General features: G+C 44.7%; 13 protein-coding genes. 3 read left to right on the top strand and 10 right to left on the bottom strand.

Annotation, left to right across the window (positions count from 1 at the left end; all coding sequences use genetic code 11):
* Positions 1-15: 15 nt before the first annotated feature.
* Positions 16-1,206, bottom strand: coding sequence for a PQQ-dependent sugar dehydrogenase (locus tag MHN00_RS06315; RefSeq protein WP_239300660.1), 1,191 nt, complete (start codon positions 1,204-1,206; stop codon positions 16-18).
* 655 nt (positions 1,207-1,861) lie between these two features.
* Between MHN00_RS06315 and MHN00_RS06310 the strand changes: the two genes are divergently transcribed.
* The 3 genes from MHN00_RS06310 (at position 1,862) to MHN00_RS06300 (ending at position 5,630) form a co-directional block, all read left to right on the top strand.
* On the top strand, positions 1,862-2,746 hold the full coding sequence (locus MHN00_RS06310) for a hypothetical protein (RefSeq protein WP_239300659.1): 885 nt from the start codon (positions 1,862-1,864) through the stop codon (positions 2,744-2,746).
* Positions 2,747-2,847: 101 nt separating this feature from the next.
* Positions 2,848-4,026, top strand: a complete 1,179-nt coding sequence (locus MHN00_RS06305) for an alpha/beta hydrolase-fold protein (protein ID WP_239300658.1) — start codon at positions 2,848-2,850, stop codon at positions 4,024-4,026.
* Positions 4,027-4,118: 92 nt separating this feature from the next.
* A complete protein-coding gene (locus MHN00_RS06300) occupies positions 4,119-5,630 on the top strand; it encodes a serine hydrolase domain-containing protein (protein ID WP_239300657.1) in 1,512 nt (503 codons plus the stop codon).
* Positions 5,631-5,986: 356 nt separating this feature from the next.
* Here MHN00_RS06300 and MHN00_RS06295 read toward each other — a convergent pair whose 3' ends face one another.
* From MHN00_RS06295 to MHN00_RS06255, 9 genes are all read right to left on the bottom strand, one after another.
* Positions 5,987-7,051: an MBL fold metallo-hydrolase gene (locus MHN00_RS06295; RefSeq protein ID WP_239300656.1), complete on the bottom strand. Its 1,065-nt coding sequence runs from the start codon at positions 7,049-7,051 to the stop codon at positions 5,987-5,989.
* 126 nt (positions 7,052-7,177) lie between these two features.
* Positions 7,178-8,497 (bottom strand): hypothetical protein, encoded by a 1,320-nt coding sequence (locus MHN00_RS06290; RefSeq protein ID WP_239300655.1) that lies wholly within the window; start codon positions 8,495-8,497, stop codon positions 7,178-7,180.
* Between the two features lie 381 nt (positions 8,498-8,878).
* Positions 8,879-11,788 (bottom strand): aminomethyl-transferring glycine dehydrogenase, encoded by a 2,910-nt coding sequence (gene gcvP, locus MHN00_RS06285; RefSeq protein WP_239300653.1) that lies wholly within the window; start codon positions 11,786-11,788, stop codon positions 8,879-8,881.
* Between the two features lie 121 nt (positions 11,789-11,909).
* Positions 11,910-12,299, bottom strand: coding sequence for a glycine cleavage system protein GcvH (gene gcvH, locus MHN00_RS06280; protein WP_014950360.1), 390 nt, complete (start codon positions 12,297-12,299; stop codon positions 11,910-11,912).
* 26 nt (positions 12,300-12,325) lie between these two features.
* Positions 12,326-13,405, bottom strand: coding sequence for a glycine cleavage system aminomethyltransferase GcvT (gcvT, locus tag MHN00_RS06275; RefSeq protein ID WP_136782051.1), 1,080 nt, complete (start codon positions 13,403-13,405; stop codon positions 12,326-12,328).
* A 332-nt stretch (positions 13,406-13,737) separates the two neighbouring features.
* Positions 13,738-15,090, bottom strand: coding sequence for a sugar MFS transporter (locus MHN00_RS06270; protein ID WP_239300651.1), 1,353 nt, complete (start codon positions 15,088-15,090; stop codon positions 13,738-13,740).
* A 30-nt stretch (positions 15,091-15,120) separates the two neighbouring features.
* A complete protein-coding gene (gene nagA / locus MHN00_RS06265) occupies positions 15,121-16,272 on the bottom strand; it encodes an N-acetylglucosamine-6-phosphate deacetylase (protein WP_239300650.1) in 1,152 nt (383 codons plus the stop codon).
* Positions 16,269-17,267 (bottom strand): SIS domain-containing protein, encoded by a 999-nt coding sequence (locus tag MHN00_RS06260; RefSeq protein ID WP_239300649.1) that lies wholly within the window; start codon positions 17,265-17,267, stop codon positions 16,269-16,271. The genes nagA and MHN00_RS06260 overlap by 4 nt, the downstream gene beginning before the upstream one ends.
* Positions 17,264-18,169, bottom strand: coding sequence for a BadF/BadG/BcrA/BcrD ATPase family protein (locus MHN00_RS06255; protein WP_239300648.1), 906 nt, complete (start codon positions 18,167-18,169; stop codon positions 17,264-17,266). Before MHN00_RS06255 ends, MHN00_RS06260 begins: the two co-directional genes overlap by 4 nt.
* Positions 18,170-18,222: the final 53 nt, after the last annotated feature.

Raw genomic sequence — 18,222 nt, 5'->3', positions numbered from 1 at the left:
CTGCTTACATGGCGTCTAGTTTAGTGAATTGAGTTTTATCAGCCTTCCGCCTTCTTTATCTTCAAGCACATAGATATTGCCCTTACTGTCTTGCTCAACCTCGCGTACTCGCTTACCCCATTCGTAGCGCTCTGCTTCTTCCACCTTCCAGTTGCCTTCATCGTCTTTATTAAATGCAACTCGAACCAGCGCTTTTGAAGACAAACCGCCTATAAAACCATTTCCCTTCCAGTCGCTAAACTTATCGCCTTTGTAAATAATAAAACCGGCAGGACTAATGGCAGGTACCCACGCCAATTCAGGCGACTTAAAGATGGGGTAGTCTTCGTGGTTAGGTATTTTCACGCCTGAGTAATGGTCGCCCTGCGACACTGCTGGGTAACCATAGTTGCGACCTCGTTCAATAATATTAAGTTCGTCGCCATGGCGCGGCCCCATTTCATGAGCCCATAAATTACCTTTCTCATCAAAATCGATGCCTAGCGGATTGCGGTGCCCTAACGTCCAGATTTGTTCTGTTACGTTGCCTTGACCATAAAACGGATTATCTTCAGGCACGCTACCGTCGTCGTTTAAGCGCAGCACCTTACCTAAATTCATCGCCATATTTTGTGCTGGCGTGAATTTCTGGCGCTCGCCCGAGGTGATAAATAAATGGCCATCAGGTGAAAACGCCATGCGGTGAGAGTAATGCCCATTCCCCGTCACCTTCGGCGACTGACGCCAAATTAGCTTTCTATCAGACAGCTTCGCACCACTATCAGATAAGGTAAGCGTGGCTCGCTCTATCACCGCACCGCTGAACGCATCGTCTTTTTCATCTCGTTCAATGTACGAAATATAAATGGTGTTATTCGACGCAAAGTCAGGGTGAATAATGACATCACCTAAACCGCCTTGCCCGCGCGCAGTAACACTTGGCACATTACTAACAGCAAAACGCTTCTGCTGGTTTTCATCAAGTAGCCATAGAGTGCCAGCTTTTTCCGTTACCAAGCTGTGCCCGTCTGGCAAAAATGTCATGGCCCAGGGGTTATCGAAGGACGCCTGAACATTACCCGTTACAGCAGTGCCCTTACTGCCCTTCATTTCAATTTGTTCAGATGTGTTCGACTGAGCAAAGGTAAAAAAAGAGGTGGCAAAAAGCGTAACCAATAGTGCGGCTTTCCGACGCTTGCTGGTTTTGTGCGTGCTTGTTGTTTGCATTAAGTTCTAGCCTTTTTGAGGGTTTGCGTACTGCTGGTTGCACGTTAAGACGTTAGTTGCACGTAAACGGGCGGGGCAAAGGGTTTCAGTTAGCATTGGTTACGTAGATTTAATTAAACAGGTTTATATTATCGACTTGGTTTCGCTATTCGTGTTTTTGAGTCGTGCTCGCTTTTCCTAAACTTTCTTTAATGCAGCGACACTTTACTTAAGTTCCGCCTATGTTATTTTCCAAGAAGTTTTAGCAACGAAGATAAGGAGGTGATCATATGTCTAGAGTTAAGGTATTTGAACAGGCAGCTATGAGTGAGGGTCGTTCTAGCTAACCCCTTTTACGCAATTGCTCTATAAGGCTGCCTAGTCAGCCCAGCTCGGAAAGCCGCATCACGTTGCTGATTGCGGCTTTTTTACTCCCTTTACAGAATTTAATTACACAAGGCTAAATTTCTCGTTAGTCGCGCGTCAACACGTGAAAACCTTTCTAATATTCATTAAAGCAAATCAAAAAGATGGTAAATTGGTTAAATCGTAGAAGCCGCGCTTAAAAACTACGTAAATTAAACGCTGTTACCTTTTCTAATAGAGTCACAAAATAAAAGTACGTTTAACGCGAGACAAGGTGACGAGCGTTGAGTTTTTGCCAAGGAGTAAAAAGTTGTTCAGGGTTGGACTATTCATTTTAATAACATTAGTGAAATTTGCTCATGCAAGTTCGAGTGACATCAATGAGCAGAATAATGTTTTGGCGTTTCACGCAGACAATGCATTTCTTACTGAAAGGGTAAATCTGCAAGGCAATCCCTATTCTACTTCTGTCGATACGGTACAAATGCTAGTTGATGAAATAGGGTATACAGATCCCGTGCTTCATGTTCCACTTGTGCGTTCTTTTGCGTATATGCAGCATGGCGAAAACATTTGCGTACTTAATAAAATAAAAGCACCTGAACGCGAAAAAAATCATCTTTACTCACTACCGCTTAGCTTTTTCCAGACACAGCGTTTTTACCAACTGGCTTCACTGCCACCAATAGAAAAAGAATTTTTGGATGAAAAAGGCCGAATACTAAGCATATCTCGCGTATTAGAAGCCTTTCCAGACTCTTTTATTGTGTTACCAGAAGAATACTCATTCGGTGAAAGGATAGACGACGATCTAAAGCAAGTTAATCGAGAGCAAATCCTTCGTATAGCAAATAATATTTATTACTCTCGCTTTATGGAAATGTTTTCAAAAGGAAAGTCTGATTTTGCACTCATTTTTCCAGCAACTTTATACAGAAGTTTTGGAGAGAACATGCCTATTAAAGTGCGCAGTTACTCTATTGCAGATAACCCTGACTATGTATCAGGCCACGTTATCTGCCCCAATACTCCTCAGGGTGCAGAGCACATAAAGCGTATAAACGCTGCAATAAAACGCATCTATTTAACACCTGAGTTTATAAATGCTCATACGCGCTATTTGCCCGCTCAAGACAAACAAGATTTGCGAACTATCATCGAGCAATCTATTGAAAAGTTAATGCTGTCCAATTAATGACCTGGTTATTTTTTGACAAGTTTGAGTGACTATGACAGCTTAGGTAAATTAAATTATAAAGAGAAACTCGCGCCTGATAGCGGGAAAGGGAATTTCAAATGTATCAAAAGCTTGCCTGTGTTTTTATCGGCGCCTTACTTGCTATTAGTCTTAGCTATCACGTAAACGCAAAAGTACGTGGCGAGGCCGTAGTTACAACAATAAAGTCAGAAGTTTTGAATGAGTCACGAGAACTGCTTATTCACTTACCTAATAACTATTCCCGCTACAAAGACACCACCTACCCAGTTTTATATTTGCTAGATGGACAGCGTAATTTTGCCCATACCGTAGGCACGCTTGATCTGCTAAATCAGTCTGGAATGGCGCAGGAAATGATTGTTATCGGTATTAACAACACCGAGCGCACGCGAGACTTCACACCAACCTATGATGAAAGCTACAACCAGTGGGGAATATCTGGTGGTGCCGACAACTTTTTAGACTTTCTAGAAAAAGAACTAAAGCCTTACGTAGGGGCAAACTATCGCACCAATAACTACGCGATTGTTTCTGGGCATTCATTAAGCGCCCTTTTTACCTTATACGCACTGCAAGAGCGGCCTGAACTGTTTCAAGCTTACTTCGCATTTAGCCCAAGTTTGTGGTGGCACGACGAAGTGATATTTCCAGAGGCAAAAGCGTTCTTTGCGTCAGATAGCGACCTTAACAAATATCTATACATAAATATGGGTAACGAAGATGGAAACATGCTAAGCGCATACGAACGTTACTCTGCACTGCTAAATAGCAGCGAACGAAAAGGGTTTACCTTTGACACGGAGCTAGACACATCTGAAAGCCACAATACGACTGCGCTTGCAGGTATGAGCTTGGCGCTTCAAAAGCAGCTAAATTCGTTACGCCCAACAGGTGCGATAATACAAGAAGGTATTCCTGCGGTAGAGCAATACTATAAAGACCTTTCTGCAAAATACGCTTTTGAAGCAAAGCCAGAATATAAAGCCGTAAACCACGCGGGTTATGCGGCGCTAAACAACCAAGACTTTGACTCTGCCATTGCAATTTTTAAGACAAATATAGCTCGCTTCCCCAACAAATCTGATGCCTACGACAGCCTGGCAGACGGTTATGAAGCTAACGGTGATTTAGCCATGGCGCTTGAAATGAGAGAGAAAGCACTAGCAATGAGCTATGAAGAAAATGTTGAAAATGGTGCTTTTAAAACGCGGTTGGCAAACTTGCGAAAGAAGATAGCGGAAGGTACAGGCGACTAGCTATCAAGTGCCTGAACTAGAAAATCGTCAGCATTGACCGAATAATAGTAGGAACGTACTCTGGTACGCTCACTCGTAATGGAATACACATAATGACATCAATCAAGCTCTTCTCCTCTTTAACACTTTCGTTTTGTTTAGCTTCGTTATTGGGCTGTACAGAGCCTGAAACCTTGCCCGCCTCCCCTTCTGCTGCCGCAGAATCAAAAGAAGCCAACCTTTTAAAAACTGGGCTAACTGAACGCATTCTAATTGAAGGGCAAGAGGTTGATTACCAATCTTTAGAGCAAAGACAAGCGCATTATGATGTGCCTGGGGTATCTGTTGCGTTTATGAGAAATGGGCAACTAGCTTGGACCATGCAAAGCGGCGTTAAAGATTTGACTTCTGAATTGGCTATTGATGAAAACACGGTATTCCAAGCAGGCAGTATTTCAAAACCCGCATTTGCGGCAGTATTGATGAAGTACCGCGAAGATAACCCACTAGATTTAGATGCAGATGTTAATACCTTACTCACCAGCTGGCAGTTGCCTGAACATGAATGGACAGGGCAAGACGCTGTTTCTTTACGCAGATTATTAAGCCACACGGCAGGCACCACAGTACATGGCTTTCCTGGTTACGCAGCGGGCGAACCCGTGCCTACTTTGCAGCAGGTGCTAGAAGGTGTATTTCCCGCCAATACCGATGCCGTTGTTGTTGATATTCAACCTGGCACGCAAATGCATTATTCCGGTGGCGGCACTACGCTTGCTCAACTCACCTTGCAAGACGTAGCTAACGAGCCCTTGCCAACCATGTCACAACGGCTTTTGTTTAAACCGTTAGGCATGACGCGCTCTGGCTTCGACCAGCCCATATCGAAAAAACTATCGAACAATATGGCTACGCCTTATGACGGCGACGGCGCGCCAATTAAGGGTGGCCCGCATACCTACGCTACGCTTGCAGCAGCCGGCATGTGGAGCACACCATCAGACATGTTAAAAATGGCAAACGGCTTGCGTAGCGCGTATTTAGGGAAGAAAACCGACTGGATATCGCAAGCCACCGCGCAAGAAATGTTAACCAACAATACGCCAAGTATTGAGCCACCTAATGTTGGCATCGGCTTTTTTATCAACATGAGTGACGATGGAGAAATTCTGGGCTTTGGCCACGGCGGCGCTGATGCTGGGTTTATGTCGCAGCTATACATTGAGCTAGATACCGGCAACGGCTACGCCATTATGACGAACGGCAACAACGGTAGGCAGTTAATAACTGAACTAGAAATACGGCTAAAAGAAGCGTTGAACGTTGGTTACTCGGAAGCTGAGGTTAGGAAGTTAGTACCCATAAACCAAGAGGAACTAAGCCAATACATTGGAACCTACGTGGTGACTAACCCTGTGAGTGTTGATGTGGTGCTAGAAAAAACAGCCAATGGATTTGTGCTTAACGCCTTACCTTATGTTGAAAACGAAAAATATTTTTATGAGGGTGGCGGACGATTTTTTGCTAAGAATGGGAGCAGTGTTCGTTTTGAGGGTGATGATGAAAGTGGGTTGGTTGAGGCGCTTGTGATGGATGGGGGGATTCGGGGTGTTAGGAAAGATTAGACTATAGGGAGAGAACAGATATATGACCCAAGTCTTTTTGTGCCAGTCAACGTCGTTGACGTATTTGGAGTCAGACGGCCGCTACGTACGTATTGCGGACCTTCAAGCTCTTAAGAATGTAAAGGCAACAAATCGTGCATAGCGGTCACGGGACTATTAGATTTTCTAGATAAAGAAAAATGCATTTTTCATTCTCAATTTTTCTAACGTAGTGGACTTTAATGAGTTCAGAGTGGTTCGACTAGTGTGAAGCATCTCAAATATTATTGAGATAAAAAGTTTAAAAAGTATCCTTAATATATCGAGCCCATCGAAATATCAGTTTCAACCAAATCATGCTTTCTCTGTCTCAATTCTCAATTCTCAATTCTCGGCAGAGTCACTTTATCAAAAACTTTGAAGTAGGAAAGTTTTGTCTGTTTTGATTGTTTAACTAATCGCTCAAGCTCTTTAATAACTTCATCAGTTTTAACAAAAATGTTTGGGCCCGATACCAATCGTTCGTCGAGTGATCTGTATAAATTATCCCAATGAATAGGTACAACCAAGCTAGCATTAACTTTTTCTATTGTTTGATTCCAATAGTGTTCCACGTTTTTGGGTTTGAGTAAGCCAATCCCCAAAAACACGATGTCTGCGTTTACTCCATCCAAGTCATCTTCAGAAATGTTCGCGCTTGGAATGATCAATATTTTTGGCGGCCTAGTTTTATCATCCGGCGTTTGACGCTGAGTATCGGTTTTTAAGGTAATGAGAAAACTGTAATTAGGAAAATCTTTAGTTAAGTCTTTATCTCGCTTAAAACAAGTAAAAATATTTTCGAACACATTAACTGGAAACTTTTTTTCGACGTGTGGTGTTTCGATTGCTGTTACTACAAAGTTCCCAACACCATAAGTTGCACCATCTTCTAATATTGAAAAGCAAGCTTGAGACTGGTTCTTTTCACAGTTTGAGAACTGACTTTTCCAATTTCTACTTATGTAATCTTTGCTCGCCTGCGTCCCAAATATTTCAGTGTGGGCATTTCTTTCATTCTTCGTACGTTTGTGGAAATAATCAAGAACAAATGGCGTATCTAAAATGTGATCAAAGTGAGCGTGACTTGTAAATAATGCATCTAAGTGAGGGAGACTCAATTTTTCCAACTGTCGTCGCACTTTTGATTTTTGTGTTTCCATGCCGTTTTTGCAGTAGCCTAACGGTGATTGTCGCGAAAAAAATCCATCTATCATAATATGCGACTGCCCATCGGTGATGGTAAGCGTAGACACTCCCATAAATCGAACGCCAATATTACTGTTATTATTACCGTATTTACCTTGGTAATAAGTGCCCTCCAGTGGAGACCATGTTGAACATCCACTTATAAGCGCTAGTAAAAAAGTAACGGTCAATATGCGGTTGATTTTTTTTTTCAAGCCTTAGCTCCAATAACAACTTAAAGACTATGTGCACGTACAATTCCACATGAGCCAATGAATACTGTCTGTAAGACAGCGAAGTGCGTGAATCACTTAGCAAATTCCTACAATGGATAAAGTCTTTTATAGATTGGCAACCGCAATCATCCGGTAGAGAAGCTCCTTTACATTATCATTCCAAATATCATTGTGCCCATCAATAACATCCCCGTTTGTCCAAATATTTAGTAAAGGATTGTTAAGCGTAGTTATTTCTCTAGATGTTAAAACCGTTCTGCCAAAAATTACTGGTACAACGTTAGTTCGGTCTACTCTATTACCTTCACAATCTAATCTCGACTGTTCATATTTACCATTATTATATAAGTGCAAGTCGTGGGTAATATATTTGCAATTGTGCCCTACGGCGTAACGATCCGTTTGGGAAGTTTTCAAGGGAATGTCAATACGCCCATCGGAAGTGCAATGCGTGGCTGATGTCTTGCCATGCGTTTCAAAAAATGCATTTACTCTTCTGCCAGTAGGAAACGCCCAGCGAACGGCTAAGTCAGCGCTTGAACTTACTATCACTAGCCTAGGCTTTTGTGTTGTGGGATAACTATTACACTTAGACTGCGCTAACTCAAACAAAGACGAATGCTTTATTCCTTCAAATGCAGGATTTAGTAATACAACCAAGTCTCCAAATCCATCCGCTTCTTCCTGTGCCCCCAGTACTCTGGACGAAATTAATCGTTCTTGTAAAATATGGCTAATTCCAGAATATAAAGCGGCAGCTCCAAAGCTGTGACCCACGGTCATTAGGTGGTGATTGTATTTATCATTTGGTGCAACAGCGGCTTCTAATTCTAGCATTAAGCTTGTCATTCCTTGAACGCCTATTTCATGTGCTGTCTTCTTCCTTTCCCAAAACGTGAAAGTGTTTATTAAGTTTTTTTTATCAAGTAAAGGGACTCTTACAGAGTCACCTCTCCACCCGATGTAAACCCCAATGACTTTTCTACTTTCTCCGAAAGTATCCGCTGCGGTGGAAAGCACCTCTCTAAAACTCCGAATATTACCGTCTTCTGGGTTTCCATCAGCATTGTGATGCCACCCATGTACAAAAATTAGAAGAAAAACGTTTTGTTTATTTGCTTCATTTTTTATGTCGTCAATGACTTTGTCTTTAGTTTTTCGTCGTCCCAACTTTTCTGAATTATGTAGATACCCTTGGTCGTCAAACTCAAAAAAGTTTAAATCATAAGTGTTATTTGATGAGGTTTTCGCTGTCGTAATAGCACTATCTGGACAATCATTAGAGCTTACGTACTCGCATTTGGAACTGGTGTCTATTCGATAAGGATCGATAGTCATACAAGAGCAAAGAATAAATATTGACGTGGTTAAGGTTAATAGAGCCTTCGCAGTTTCGTATGACTTTTTGAATTGATATCCATTCATAGTATTAATCCCTTAAATAAATTGATAGCAAAGCTCTTGTGTCTAATGCGATTATCACAGCCTGTTTATTTTTTATACACACATTGAGTGGTAATGTAAACTACTAGTGTTATTCCATGATTTTCCGCTTCGTTATTAAACGTGATTGATATACTGAGTAATGACTACTTTTTCATTTTGCGGAGACTACAATCTATCAACCGAAATCATTAAGGTTGTAAAAGAAAAACACCAATGCAATGGCTTATATTAAAGACCTATAAGCGTCCGATAATTGTCTAAAACGGACTTCTAAACACTAAAACTTGAAACAAAAAAGGCGAACCCCAAGGTTCGCCTTTTAAATCAATCAATCTCTAACAGCAAAGCTGCCAATCCAGCCTACTCCTCAACATAGCTCTCAATACTAGGGCAAGAACAGATCAGGTTACGGTCGCCGTAAACGTCATCAATACGGTTAACCGTTGGCCAGAACTTGTTTCTGTGTACTTCTGGTGCTGGATACGCCGCTAACATGCGGTCGTAGCTGCGGTTCCAGTCGCTGTCGCAGATATCCGCTAGTGTGTGCGGTGCATTGTGTAGCGGGTTGTCAGTGGCATCCCACTCACCGCTTTCTACTTTCGCAATTTCTTGGCGAATGCTAACCATGGCGTTGATGAAACGGTCTAGTTCGTACTTCGCTTCTGACTCGGTTGGCTCAATCATAAGCGTACCCGCTACTGGGAAGCTCATGGTTGGCGCGTGGAAACCGTAGTCATTTAGGCGCTTCGCAATGTCTAGCTCGGTTACACCGCTTGCTTCTTTAAGCGGACGAAGGTCAATAATACATTCGTGCGCTACGCGGCCGTTGTTGCCTTTGTAAAGCACTGGGAAGTGCCCTTCTAGCTTCTTAGCCACATAGTTAGCGTTAAGGATAGCTACTTCGGTTGCACGGCGAAGGCCTGCGCTACCCATCATTTTGATGTACATGTAGCTGATAGGCAGAATTGATGCACTGCCCCATGGCGCTGCCGATACCGCACCACAGTCTTTGCCTGCAGTTTCTACGTTAACAACCGTGTGGTTTGGTAGGAATGGCGCAAGGTGCGACTTAACACCAATTGGTCCCATACCTGGGCCACCGCCACCGTGTGGAATACAGAAGGTTTTGTGTAGGTTAAGGTGCGACACGTCTGAACCAATGAAGCCAGGCGACGTAATGCCCACCTGCGCGTTCATGTTCGCGCCGTCCATGTAAACCTGACCGCCGTATTGGTGAACAATGTCACAAATCTCGCGTACGGTTTCTTCATATACACCGTGAGTAGACGGGTATGTGATCATGGCGCACGATAGGTTATCGCCCACTTCTTCCGCTTTTTTGCGAAGGTCGTTAAGGTCTACGTTACCTTTACTATCACACGCAACTACTACCACTTTAAGGCTAACCATTTGCGCAGACGCTGGGTTAGTACCGTGGGCAGAGCTTGGAATTAAGCACACGTTTCTGTGACCTTCGCCACGGCTTTCGTGGTAACGCTGAATAGCCAATAGGCCTGCGTATTCACCTTGTGCACCTGAGTTAGGCTGCATTGAAAGCGCATCGTAACCTGTTACGTTAATTAGCCACTCGCTTAACTCGGCAATCATTTCTTGATAGCCCGCTGCTTGGTCTAGTGGTGCAAACGGGTGAAGCTGACCGAATTCAGCCCATGTTACAGGGATCATTTCAGCCGTTGCGTTTAGTTTCATGGTGCACGAGCCCAATGAAATCATTGAGTGGTTAAGCGCCAAGTCTTTGTTTTCAAGGCTCTTGATGTAGCGAAGCATCTCTGTTTCAGAGTGATACTTGTTAAACACTTCGTGCGTTAGGAAGTCGCTAGTACGTACTAAACCTTCAGGAATAGATTTTACGTCTTGCGTGGTTACTTCTGCATCCAGACCTTCCACTGTTAAGCCGTGCTCTTCACCAAGCAGTACGTCGAATAGCGCAACAATGTCTTCACGTGTGGTAGTTTCGTCTAGCGACACACCTACCGCACCGTCAAGGTCTGCGCGCAGGTTCATGCCTTTTGCATAGGCTTTCTCTAGTACATCTTCTTTGTTGCTTACCATTACGGTTAGCGTGTCGAAGTACGTGCTATGCTTAAGAGCTACACCTTTTTCTGCACCTTTCTGGTTTAAACCAGTAGCAAGAATGTCGGCGAAGCGGTGAATGCGCTCAGCAATAGTTTTAAGGCCTTGTGGGCCGTGGTACACCGCATAGAAGCTTGCCATGTTGGCTAGGAGCACCTGCGCTGTACAAATGTTCGAGTTCGCTTTTTCACGGCGAATGTGCTGTTCACGGGTTTGTAGCGCCATGCGAAGTGCTGGGCGTCCACGGGTGTCTTTACTTACACCAATAATACGGCCAGGTAGTGAACGCTTGTAGCTGTCGCGTGTAGCAAAGAATGCCGCGTGTGGGCCACCGTAGCCCATAGGTACACCAAAGCGCTGTGCACTACCAAGTGCAACGTCTGCACCTAGCTCACCAGGCGACTTAAGCATTACCAAGCTCATTAGGTCAGCGGCTACTGCCACAATGCCTTTTTTCTCTTGTACTGCTGCAATGATGTCGCTGATGTCTTTTACTTCACCGGTAGAGGTTGGGTATTGAAGTAGCGCACCGAATACGTCGTGTTCTGCTGCTTCTTCTACCGCACCTTTGATGATTTCAAAACCGAACATTTCAGCGCGGGTTTCTACCACGTCAACCGTTTGCGGGTGAACGTCGTTTGCAATAAAGAACGCATTCGCTTTTTTGTTCTTAGACACACGCTTAGCAAGGCCCATGGCTTCTGCTGCCGCTGTACCTTCATCAAGTAATGACGCAGATGCTAGCTCTAGGCCAGTTAGGTCAATGGTCACTTGTTGGAAGTTAAGAATGGCTTCCAAACGACCTTGCGCAATTTCTGGCTGGTAAGGCGTGTACGCTGTGTACCAACCTGGATTTTCTAGCACGTTGCGAAGAATAACGTTTGGTACGTGGGTATCGTAGTAACCCATACCAATGAAAGAACGGTTAATTTTGTTCTTTTGCGCAACGGCTTTAAGTTCACTTAATGCTTCAACTTCTGTCGCCCCTTCACCACATTTTAGTGGCTCTGGTAGCGCAATACCTGCCGGTACAGTTTGCTCAATTAAATCGTCTAGTGAGCTTGCACCAATAGCAGACAGCATTTCTTCAATTTCGCCTTTACCCGGGCCAATGTGACGGCGGATAAATGTATCTTTTTGCTCTAGTTGAGCCAATGTAGGGGAAGTATTCGACATAACGTTGTTAAGCACTCGTAATGGTTGCCGCAAGGGCGCGTTAAATCTTTAAGTTAAAAAGGGGCTGAATTATCTTCATGCCCCTTTTCAAATTATGGTTCTTTTAAAACTGCGTAACGAATTACTCTTCGTCGATGCTGTTTTCGTAGCCTTCAGCGTCTAGTAGACCTTCTACTTCTGCCGCATCGTCAGCTTTAATTTTGAATAGCCAACCGTCGCCGTATGGGTCAGAGTTAACTAGTTCTGGTGAATCTTCTAGGTCTTCGTTAATCGCTACAATTTCACCTGAAATTGGCGCGTAAACGTCAGACGCTGCTTTTACCGATTCAGCAACACATACGTCGTCGCCAGTGCTTACTGCGTCGCCAACATCTGGCAAATCAACGAAAACCATGTCGCCAAGTAAGCCTTGTGCGTGCTCAGAAATACCTACAGTGAAAACACCGTCACCTTCAGGGCGAACCCATTCGTGCGTAGCGGCATAGCGTAAATCAGTTGGGATGTTGCTCATAATCGTTCCTGTTATTCTCTGTTAACTTATAAAACACTTTTTCCATTGCGAACAAAGGAGGGCTTAACCACTTTTACTGTAACCCACTTTTTGCGCATTTCCACTTCTACCGTTTCACCAACATCACTTGGTACTCGTGCCATCGCAATTGAGTGACCTAGAGTTGGAGAGAACGTACCTGAAGTGATAACGCCTTCGCCGCTTTCTGTTTTCACTTTAAGACCGTGACGCAGCACGCCTTTTTCAGTCATCACCAAGCCTACTAGCTTGTCGGTACCCGCTTCGCGCTGCGCTTCTAGTGCTTTACGCCCTACGAAGTCACGTTCTGCCGGTTCCCATGTAATTGTCCAGCCCATGTTAGCCGCTAGTGGTGATACGGTTTCATCCATATCTTGGCCGTACAGGTTCATGCCTGCTTCTAGGCGAAGTGTGTCGCGAGCACCTAGGCCGCATGGCTTAACGCCCGCGTCTAGTAGTGCTTGCCAGAAGCTTTCCGCTTGCTCAGCTGGCACCATAATTTCGTAGCCTGCTTCACCGGTATAACCTGTGGTGGCGATGAACAAGTCTTCTGCTTGTACTCCAAAGAATGGCTTCATGCCCGCCACCGCTTCTTTTTGCGCTGCGCTGAACAAGGTGGCTGCTTTTTCTTTTGCGTTAGGGCCTTGAACGGCAATCATGGCAAATTCAGGGCGCTCGGTGATGGTTACGTCAAAGCCCTCTGCTTTGCTCATTAACCAGTTCATGTCTTTTTCGCGCGTTGCTGAATTAACTACTAGGCGATAGTTAGTTTCGTCGAAGTGATAAACAATAAGGTCGTCTACAACACCGCCTTCTTCGTTAAGCATGCCGCTGTATAGCGCTTTGCCTTTGTCTTTTAGTTTTGCCACATCGTTGGCTAGAAGGTACTGAAGATACGCTTTGGCTTGTGCGCCTTTTACGTCAACAATGGTCATGTGAGACACATCGAACATACCGGCGTCTTGACGCACAGCGTGATGCTCTTCAATTTGTGAACCATAGTTAATTGGCATATCCCAGCCGAAGAAATCGACCATTTTCGCACCGGCTTCTAGGTGCTTTGCGTGTAGGGCGGTGGTACTAGACATTCCACTTACTCTTTTTAATTTGAAAGGTAGAAAACGAAATTGAGTATAGTGAGCTAACGTTTATGCAACAAATTGGAAATTTTTATCAATACATTTAAAAAGCAAATGTATTAAACACTGAACATCAGAAATACAAATATTCAGTATAAGTTAAGACTTAGTGAGGACTCGTCAAATTACTGCAGCTACTTGTCTTTTCTTATACGACAGCGACGACTTAACCCGACAGCACCAGTTTTAATGCAGCAGCGCAGACCAACAACAAAAAATGCGCTGAAAAGCGCATTTCTTTAAACAGTTGAACCGTGAGCCACACGGTAAAACACTGGTATTTACCAGCGTTGTTTTTTACAGCCCAATACGGCGTAATAAGCAATAAAGCAGTAGCAAGGCAGCATAATCGCGTAGGCACTTTGACCACCTACTAGCTCACTAGCTCCGCCGTAAACCATGGGCAAAATGGCACCACCTGCAATACCCATAATAAGTAGTGCCGAACCTTGTGCAGTGTATTTACCTAAATTATTTAGCGCCAGCGGCCAAATTGCAGGCCACACCATGGCATTTGCCAAGCCAAGAAGCGCAATACACGTCACGCTGTTAGGTAAGAAAGGAAGCGATTGCACACCCGTCCATCCCCACAACACTTCAGAGATCCCAGTATCAGTGTTTGAGCTCATTAGAATGCATGTGGTAAAAACTACGCCCAATACCGCAGAGCTTAGTAGCGCCGTTTGCTGAGAAATAAATCGAGGAATACAAATAAGGCCTACTGCGTATCCAATAACCATAGCAATCATGGTAAATGACGTTAGCGTGGTCGCGTTTTCTACGCCAATTGAAGAGCCATACAACCCAATGGTGTCGCCAGCAATAACTTCTACCCCAACGTAGAAGAACAGGCTTATTGCGCCCAATACTAAGTGTGGGAAATGCAGGATCTTTTTATCTTTATTTGAGGAAAGCGATGCTTCCGCAGTTTCGCCTTCTGCTTGCTCATCATTAATGGCTGGCAATGCAAGGCGCATAAATACCAGAGCCAGTACGCCCAATGCGATGGCCATTGCAACATAAGGCTGAATAAGTGAGACAGACATATCATTAATTAGCGTGGCTTTTACCTCTTGTGGCATGGCGTTTAACGACTCTTGATTTACGTCAGGCAAACCACTTAACACTAAGCTGGTGAAAACGATAGGTGCCAGAACGCCAGCCGCTTTATTAAGCAGGCCCATAAAGGCAATGCGAGCGGCAGCGCTTTCTTCGTTACCCAGGCGAACAATAAACGGGTTTGATGCTGTTTGAAGTATGGTCAAACCGCTACCTACCACAAATTGTGCCAGCAAAAACACGGGGAACATGGCGCTCAGCGCGGCAGGTACAAACAACAAACATCCCACAGCGATAATGCTAAGCCCTAGGCTCATGCCCTTCTGGTAACCTGTTTTTTCGAGGATCTTTGCCATAGGTAGCGCCATGACTACATAAGCGATGTAAAAACAAAAGGCGATAAGCAACGCTTGCATTTCTGTTAGCTCGCACACCATTTGCAAAAACGGAATTAATGCCCCGTTTAACCATGTAATGAAGCCGAAAATGAAAAACAGTAAACCGATACTTAGAATAGGTACAAAGCGCCCCATTCCTGTTGCGTTGGGTACTTGCGACTGAGCTTGTGTTGTCATAGCAAAGATCTCTTATTTATTATTATGTTGTTAGTTAGCGCAAAGGCGTTTACTTCCGTTCTGCCACACTTCTAACAGAGTATTGTCGTTGTTTATCACTAAAAAGTTAGCGCGCTTTCCTACCTCTAGTTCACCTACCCTATCATGTATTTTGGTGAAGCGTGCTGGCGTTGCGCTTGCCATGGTACTGGCATGTTCTAATGCGATATTGATGTCGTTAATGCTGTTCGTTACTGCGCCGTGCATATCTAAACAGCTACCGGCTAACGTCCCGTCGGGCGTGGTTAACTTGTTACCTTGGCGCGTGATATGAGTATCGAAGAACGCGATGGTATCGTCGCTTGCGCCCACGTGGGCCATGGCGTCAGTCACTAGCATTAATTGATGCGGCCCTTTCACCTTATAAGCCAGCTCTACCGCTTTCGGGTGAATGTGATGATGGTCCACAATTATCCCGCACACGCTGTTGTTAAGTAGCGCCGCCCCCACCATTCCAGGCTCTCTGGAAGTCAGTGGCGACATGGCGTTATAAAGGTGGGTAAAGCCTGATGCCCCAGCGTCCAATGCATTCTGCACGGTTTCAAACGGTGCGTTTGAGTGCCCTAATGCAACAATAACTCCTTGCCCCACCAAATCTCGGATGATGTCGCAAGGCACGTTTTCAGGCGCAACGGTGATAAGAACTTGCCCAATATCTCTTCGGGTATAGGTTGCCAGTTCACGATCTGAAAGTGCGCGAATATAGCGTGGCAAGTGCACGCCTTTTTTCTCAACAGAAAGGTGCGGCCCTTCAAAATGAACCCCCTCAACGCTGGGATGCGCCTGTGCAATGGCCTCGCTTACTGCATCTGCCGCTTGCTCAATGGTGTCTATATCGTCGGTAATGAGCGTTGGAAACAATGTAGTAGTGCCGTATTTCAAGTGCGCTTCGGCCATCGCGTTTATGCTTTCAATCGTGGGAGTATGATTAAACATCGCGCCCCCACCACCATTTACCTGTGTGTCGATGTAGCCTGGAATAACTGCACCACGTATGCGCTCGTTGATAACTGACGTTGCGTCTTTCTTAAAATAAGAAAGAGGTGCAATGTCAACTATCACACCCTTTTCAATGCTCAGCACCTGATTATGCTGCCAGGCACCGTTCATCAGCACCTTTTCAGCCAGAATAATGGTCTTCATTGGGTTTTCGTTACCTTGTTTAATCCGGGTGGCGTATCTGGGTTCAAACCTAATTCAACGGCAATTTTCTCTATATCCAGATAGAAGCGTTGCATTAGTAAAAGTGCGTCCAGCCTTGGGTGTGGAGACGTTACTCCGCCTTGCAGATCAATACATTCACCGCCACGGGATCTCACATCTTGCACCATGTTTTGATGAAAAGGTGCGCTCTCATCTTCTATGTTTAACGAAATAAGCTTCAGCTTTTTCTCAACTAACGTCACTGGGCCATGGATGAACTCTGCACTGCTAAACGCTTCGGCATGTATACCCAATACTTCTTTTAATTTGAGCGCTACTTCTCGCCCAACCGCATAGCCAAAGCCACGCCCTAAAACAATGGTGTTTCGCGTATTTTCTAAATGGGCTTTTGTTAGCTGAGACGGCGCATTGATCACTGCCTCTAGCTGCGAAGGCATGGCTTTTAGCGCATTAAATAGCGAGGTATTTTCGCTCCAACGAGCACACAAATGAAGAAGCGCCGACAGCGTTGCTAAAAAGCTTTTGGTAGCCGCAACCGCCTTTTCTTCCCCGGCAGATAAAGGAATAACGGCATCAGCCAGCTCGGCTAATGGCGACGTTTCATCATTCACGAAGGCAACCGTAAATGCCCCGCCGTTTTTGGCCGACTCGGTTTGCTTTAGTATGTCTGGGCTGCGACCAGATTGAGAGATGATAAAAGCTACTGCCCCCTTCAAATTTAATTGGCGTTTGAATATGCCTGCTATTGAAAGGGCGGCACTGCACACTGGAATACCCATTTCGGTTTCAAAGAGATACTTTCCAAACACGCCGGCATGATCTGACGAACCGCGACCAATGATGTAAATTAAGTTAGGGTTTAATTGCTGTAATCTACCCGCTAACTGACTGATCGCTTCATCATTCTTATCTAACTGCTGTGCAATAACTGACGGAAACTCTCTGGCTTCTTTTGCCATTATAGATAAACTCATTTCTCACCTTCTTTGTGATTAAACGCGGCTTTTGCATGATAAATAGCACCTTGCTGCGGCGTAGCTTTGCAGGGTACTAAACGCGCTTTGATGGATTCTGAAAAATAGGCTGAATAAACATTGCTAAGCCCACCTATCATGGCTAAACAATGGTTGTGATCTGCAAGAAGTCGCTTTGCCATACGCTCAATGTAAACGGCACCCTCTTCAAAAAGTGCGGTAACCTTGTTTTGCTTTGTGTATAGCAAAGGCAGCATACGTTCTACCAAGGCGGCATAGTGATGGGTGTTAAATTCCGCACATTTCGCTACAATTTCTTGGGTACATGATGATTGCAGGGCGTTACACACTTCTGCTGCAAGTTCATCCTTTTCTTCCAACTCATCTAAACACAATAGCGTGTGCTGAACGGCCTTTAAGCCTAACCAAGCCCCACTGGCTTTGTCGCCGATAGGAAAACCGTGCCCACCAACATCTTGAAAAGATTCACCTTGCCACATGGTGCCCGATGAACCCGTACCAATAATTATCGCTGCTCCCGGGTTTCCGTTATGTGCGCCAACGCATGCGGCGTGTAAATCGCTTAACACGTGTAGCGAATGAAACGGGTGCTGCCATTGTTCAAACTGTTGCTTCGCAGACTCAATATTTGCACCAGCTAGACCGGCGCCCACCACGCACTGCGACAGCGAAATTTGCTCAGATGTGTTGGCGTTCCCCGCATTCGAAATAGCGATATTAATCGCATCTACTATCGACGCTTTAGCTAAATCGCTATCGCGCATAATATTGGCAGGGCCACTTACGCCCTCTCCCAAGACATTTCCGTCAACGTCTTCTAATCGTGCTCGGCACTTGGTGCCACCACCGTCTATGCCAATAAAAAATAAATCAGAGCTCATTTAAACATCTCAGTATAGATAAATGCATAGATGCACTTGGTAAAAACATGACA

The organism is Alteromonas sp. Cnat2-8, from assembly GCF_022348355.1.
Lineage (GTDB): Bacteria > Pseudomonadota > Gammaproteobacteria > Enterobacterales > Alteromonadaceae > Alteromonas > Alteromonas macleodii.
This window is presented reverse-complemented; position numbering and strand designations above follow the sequence as displayed.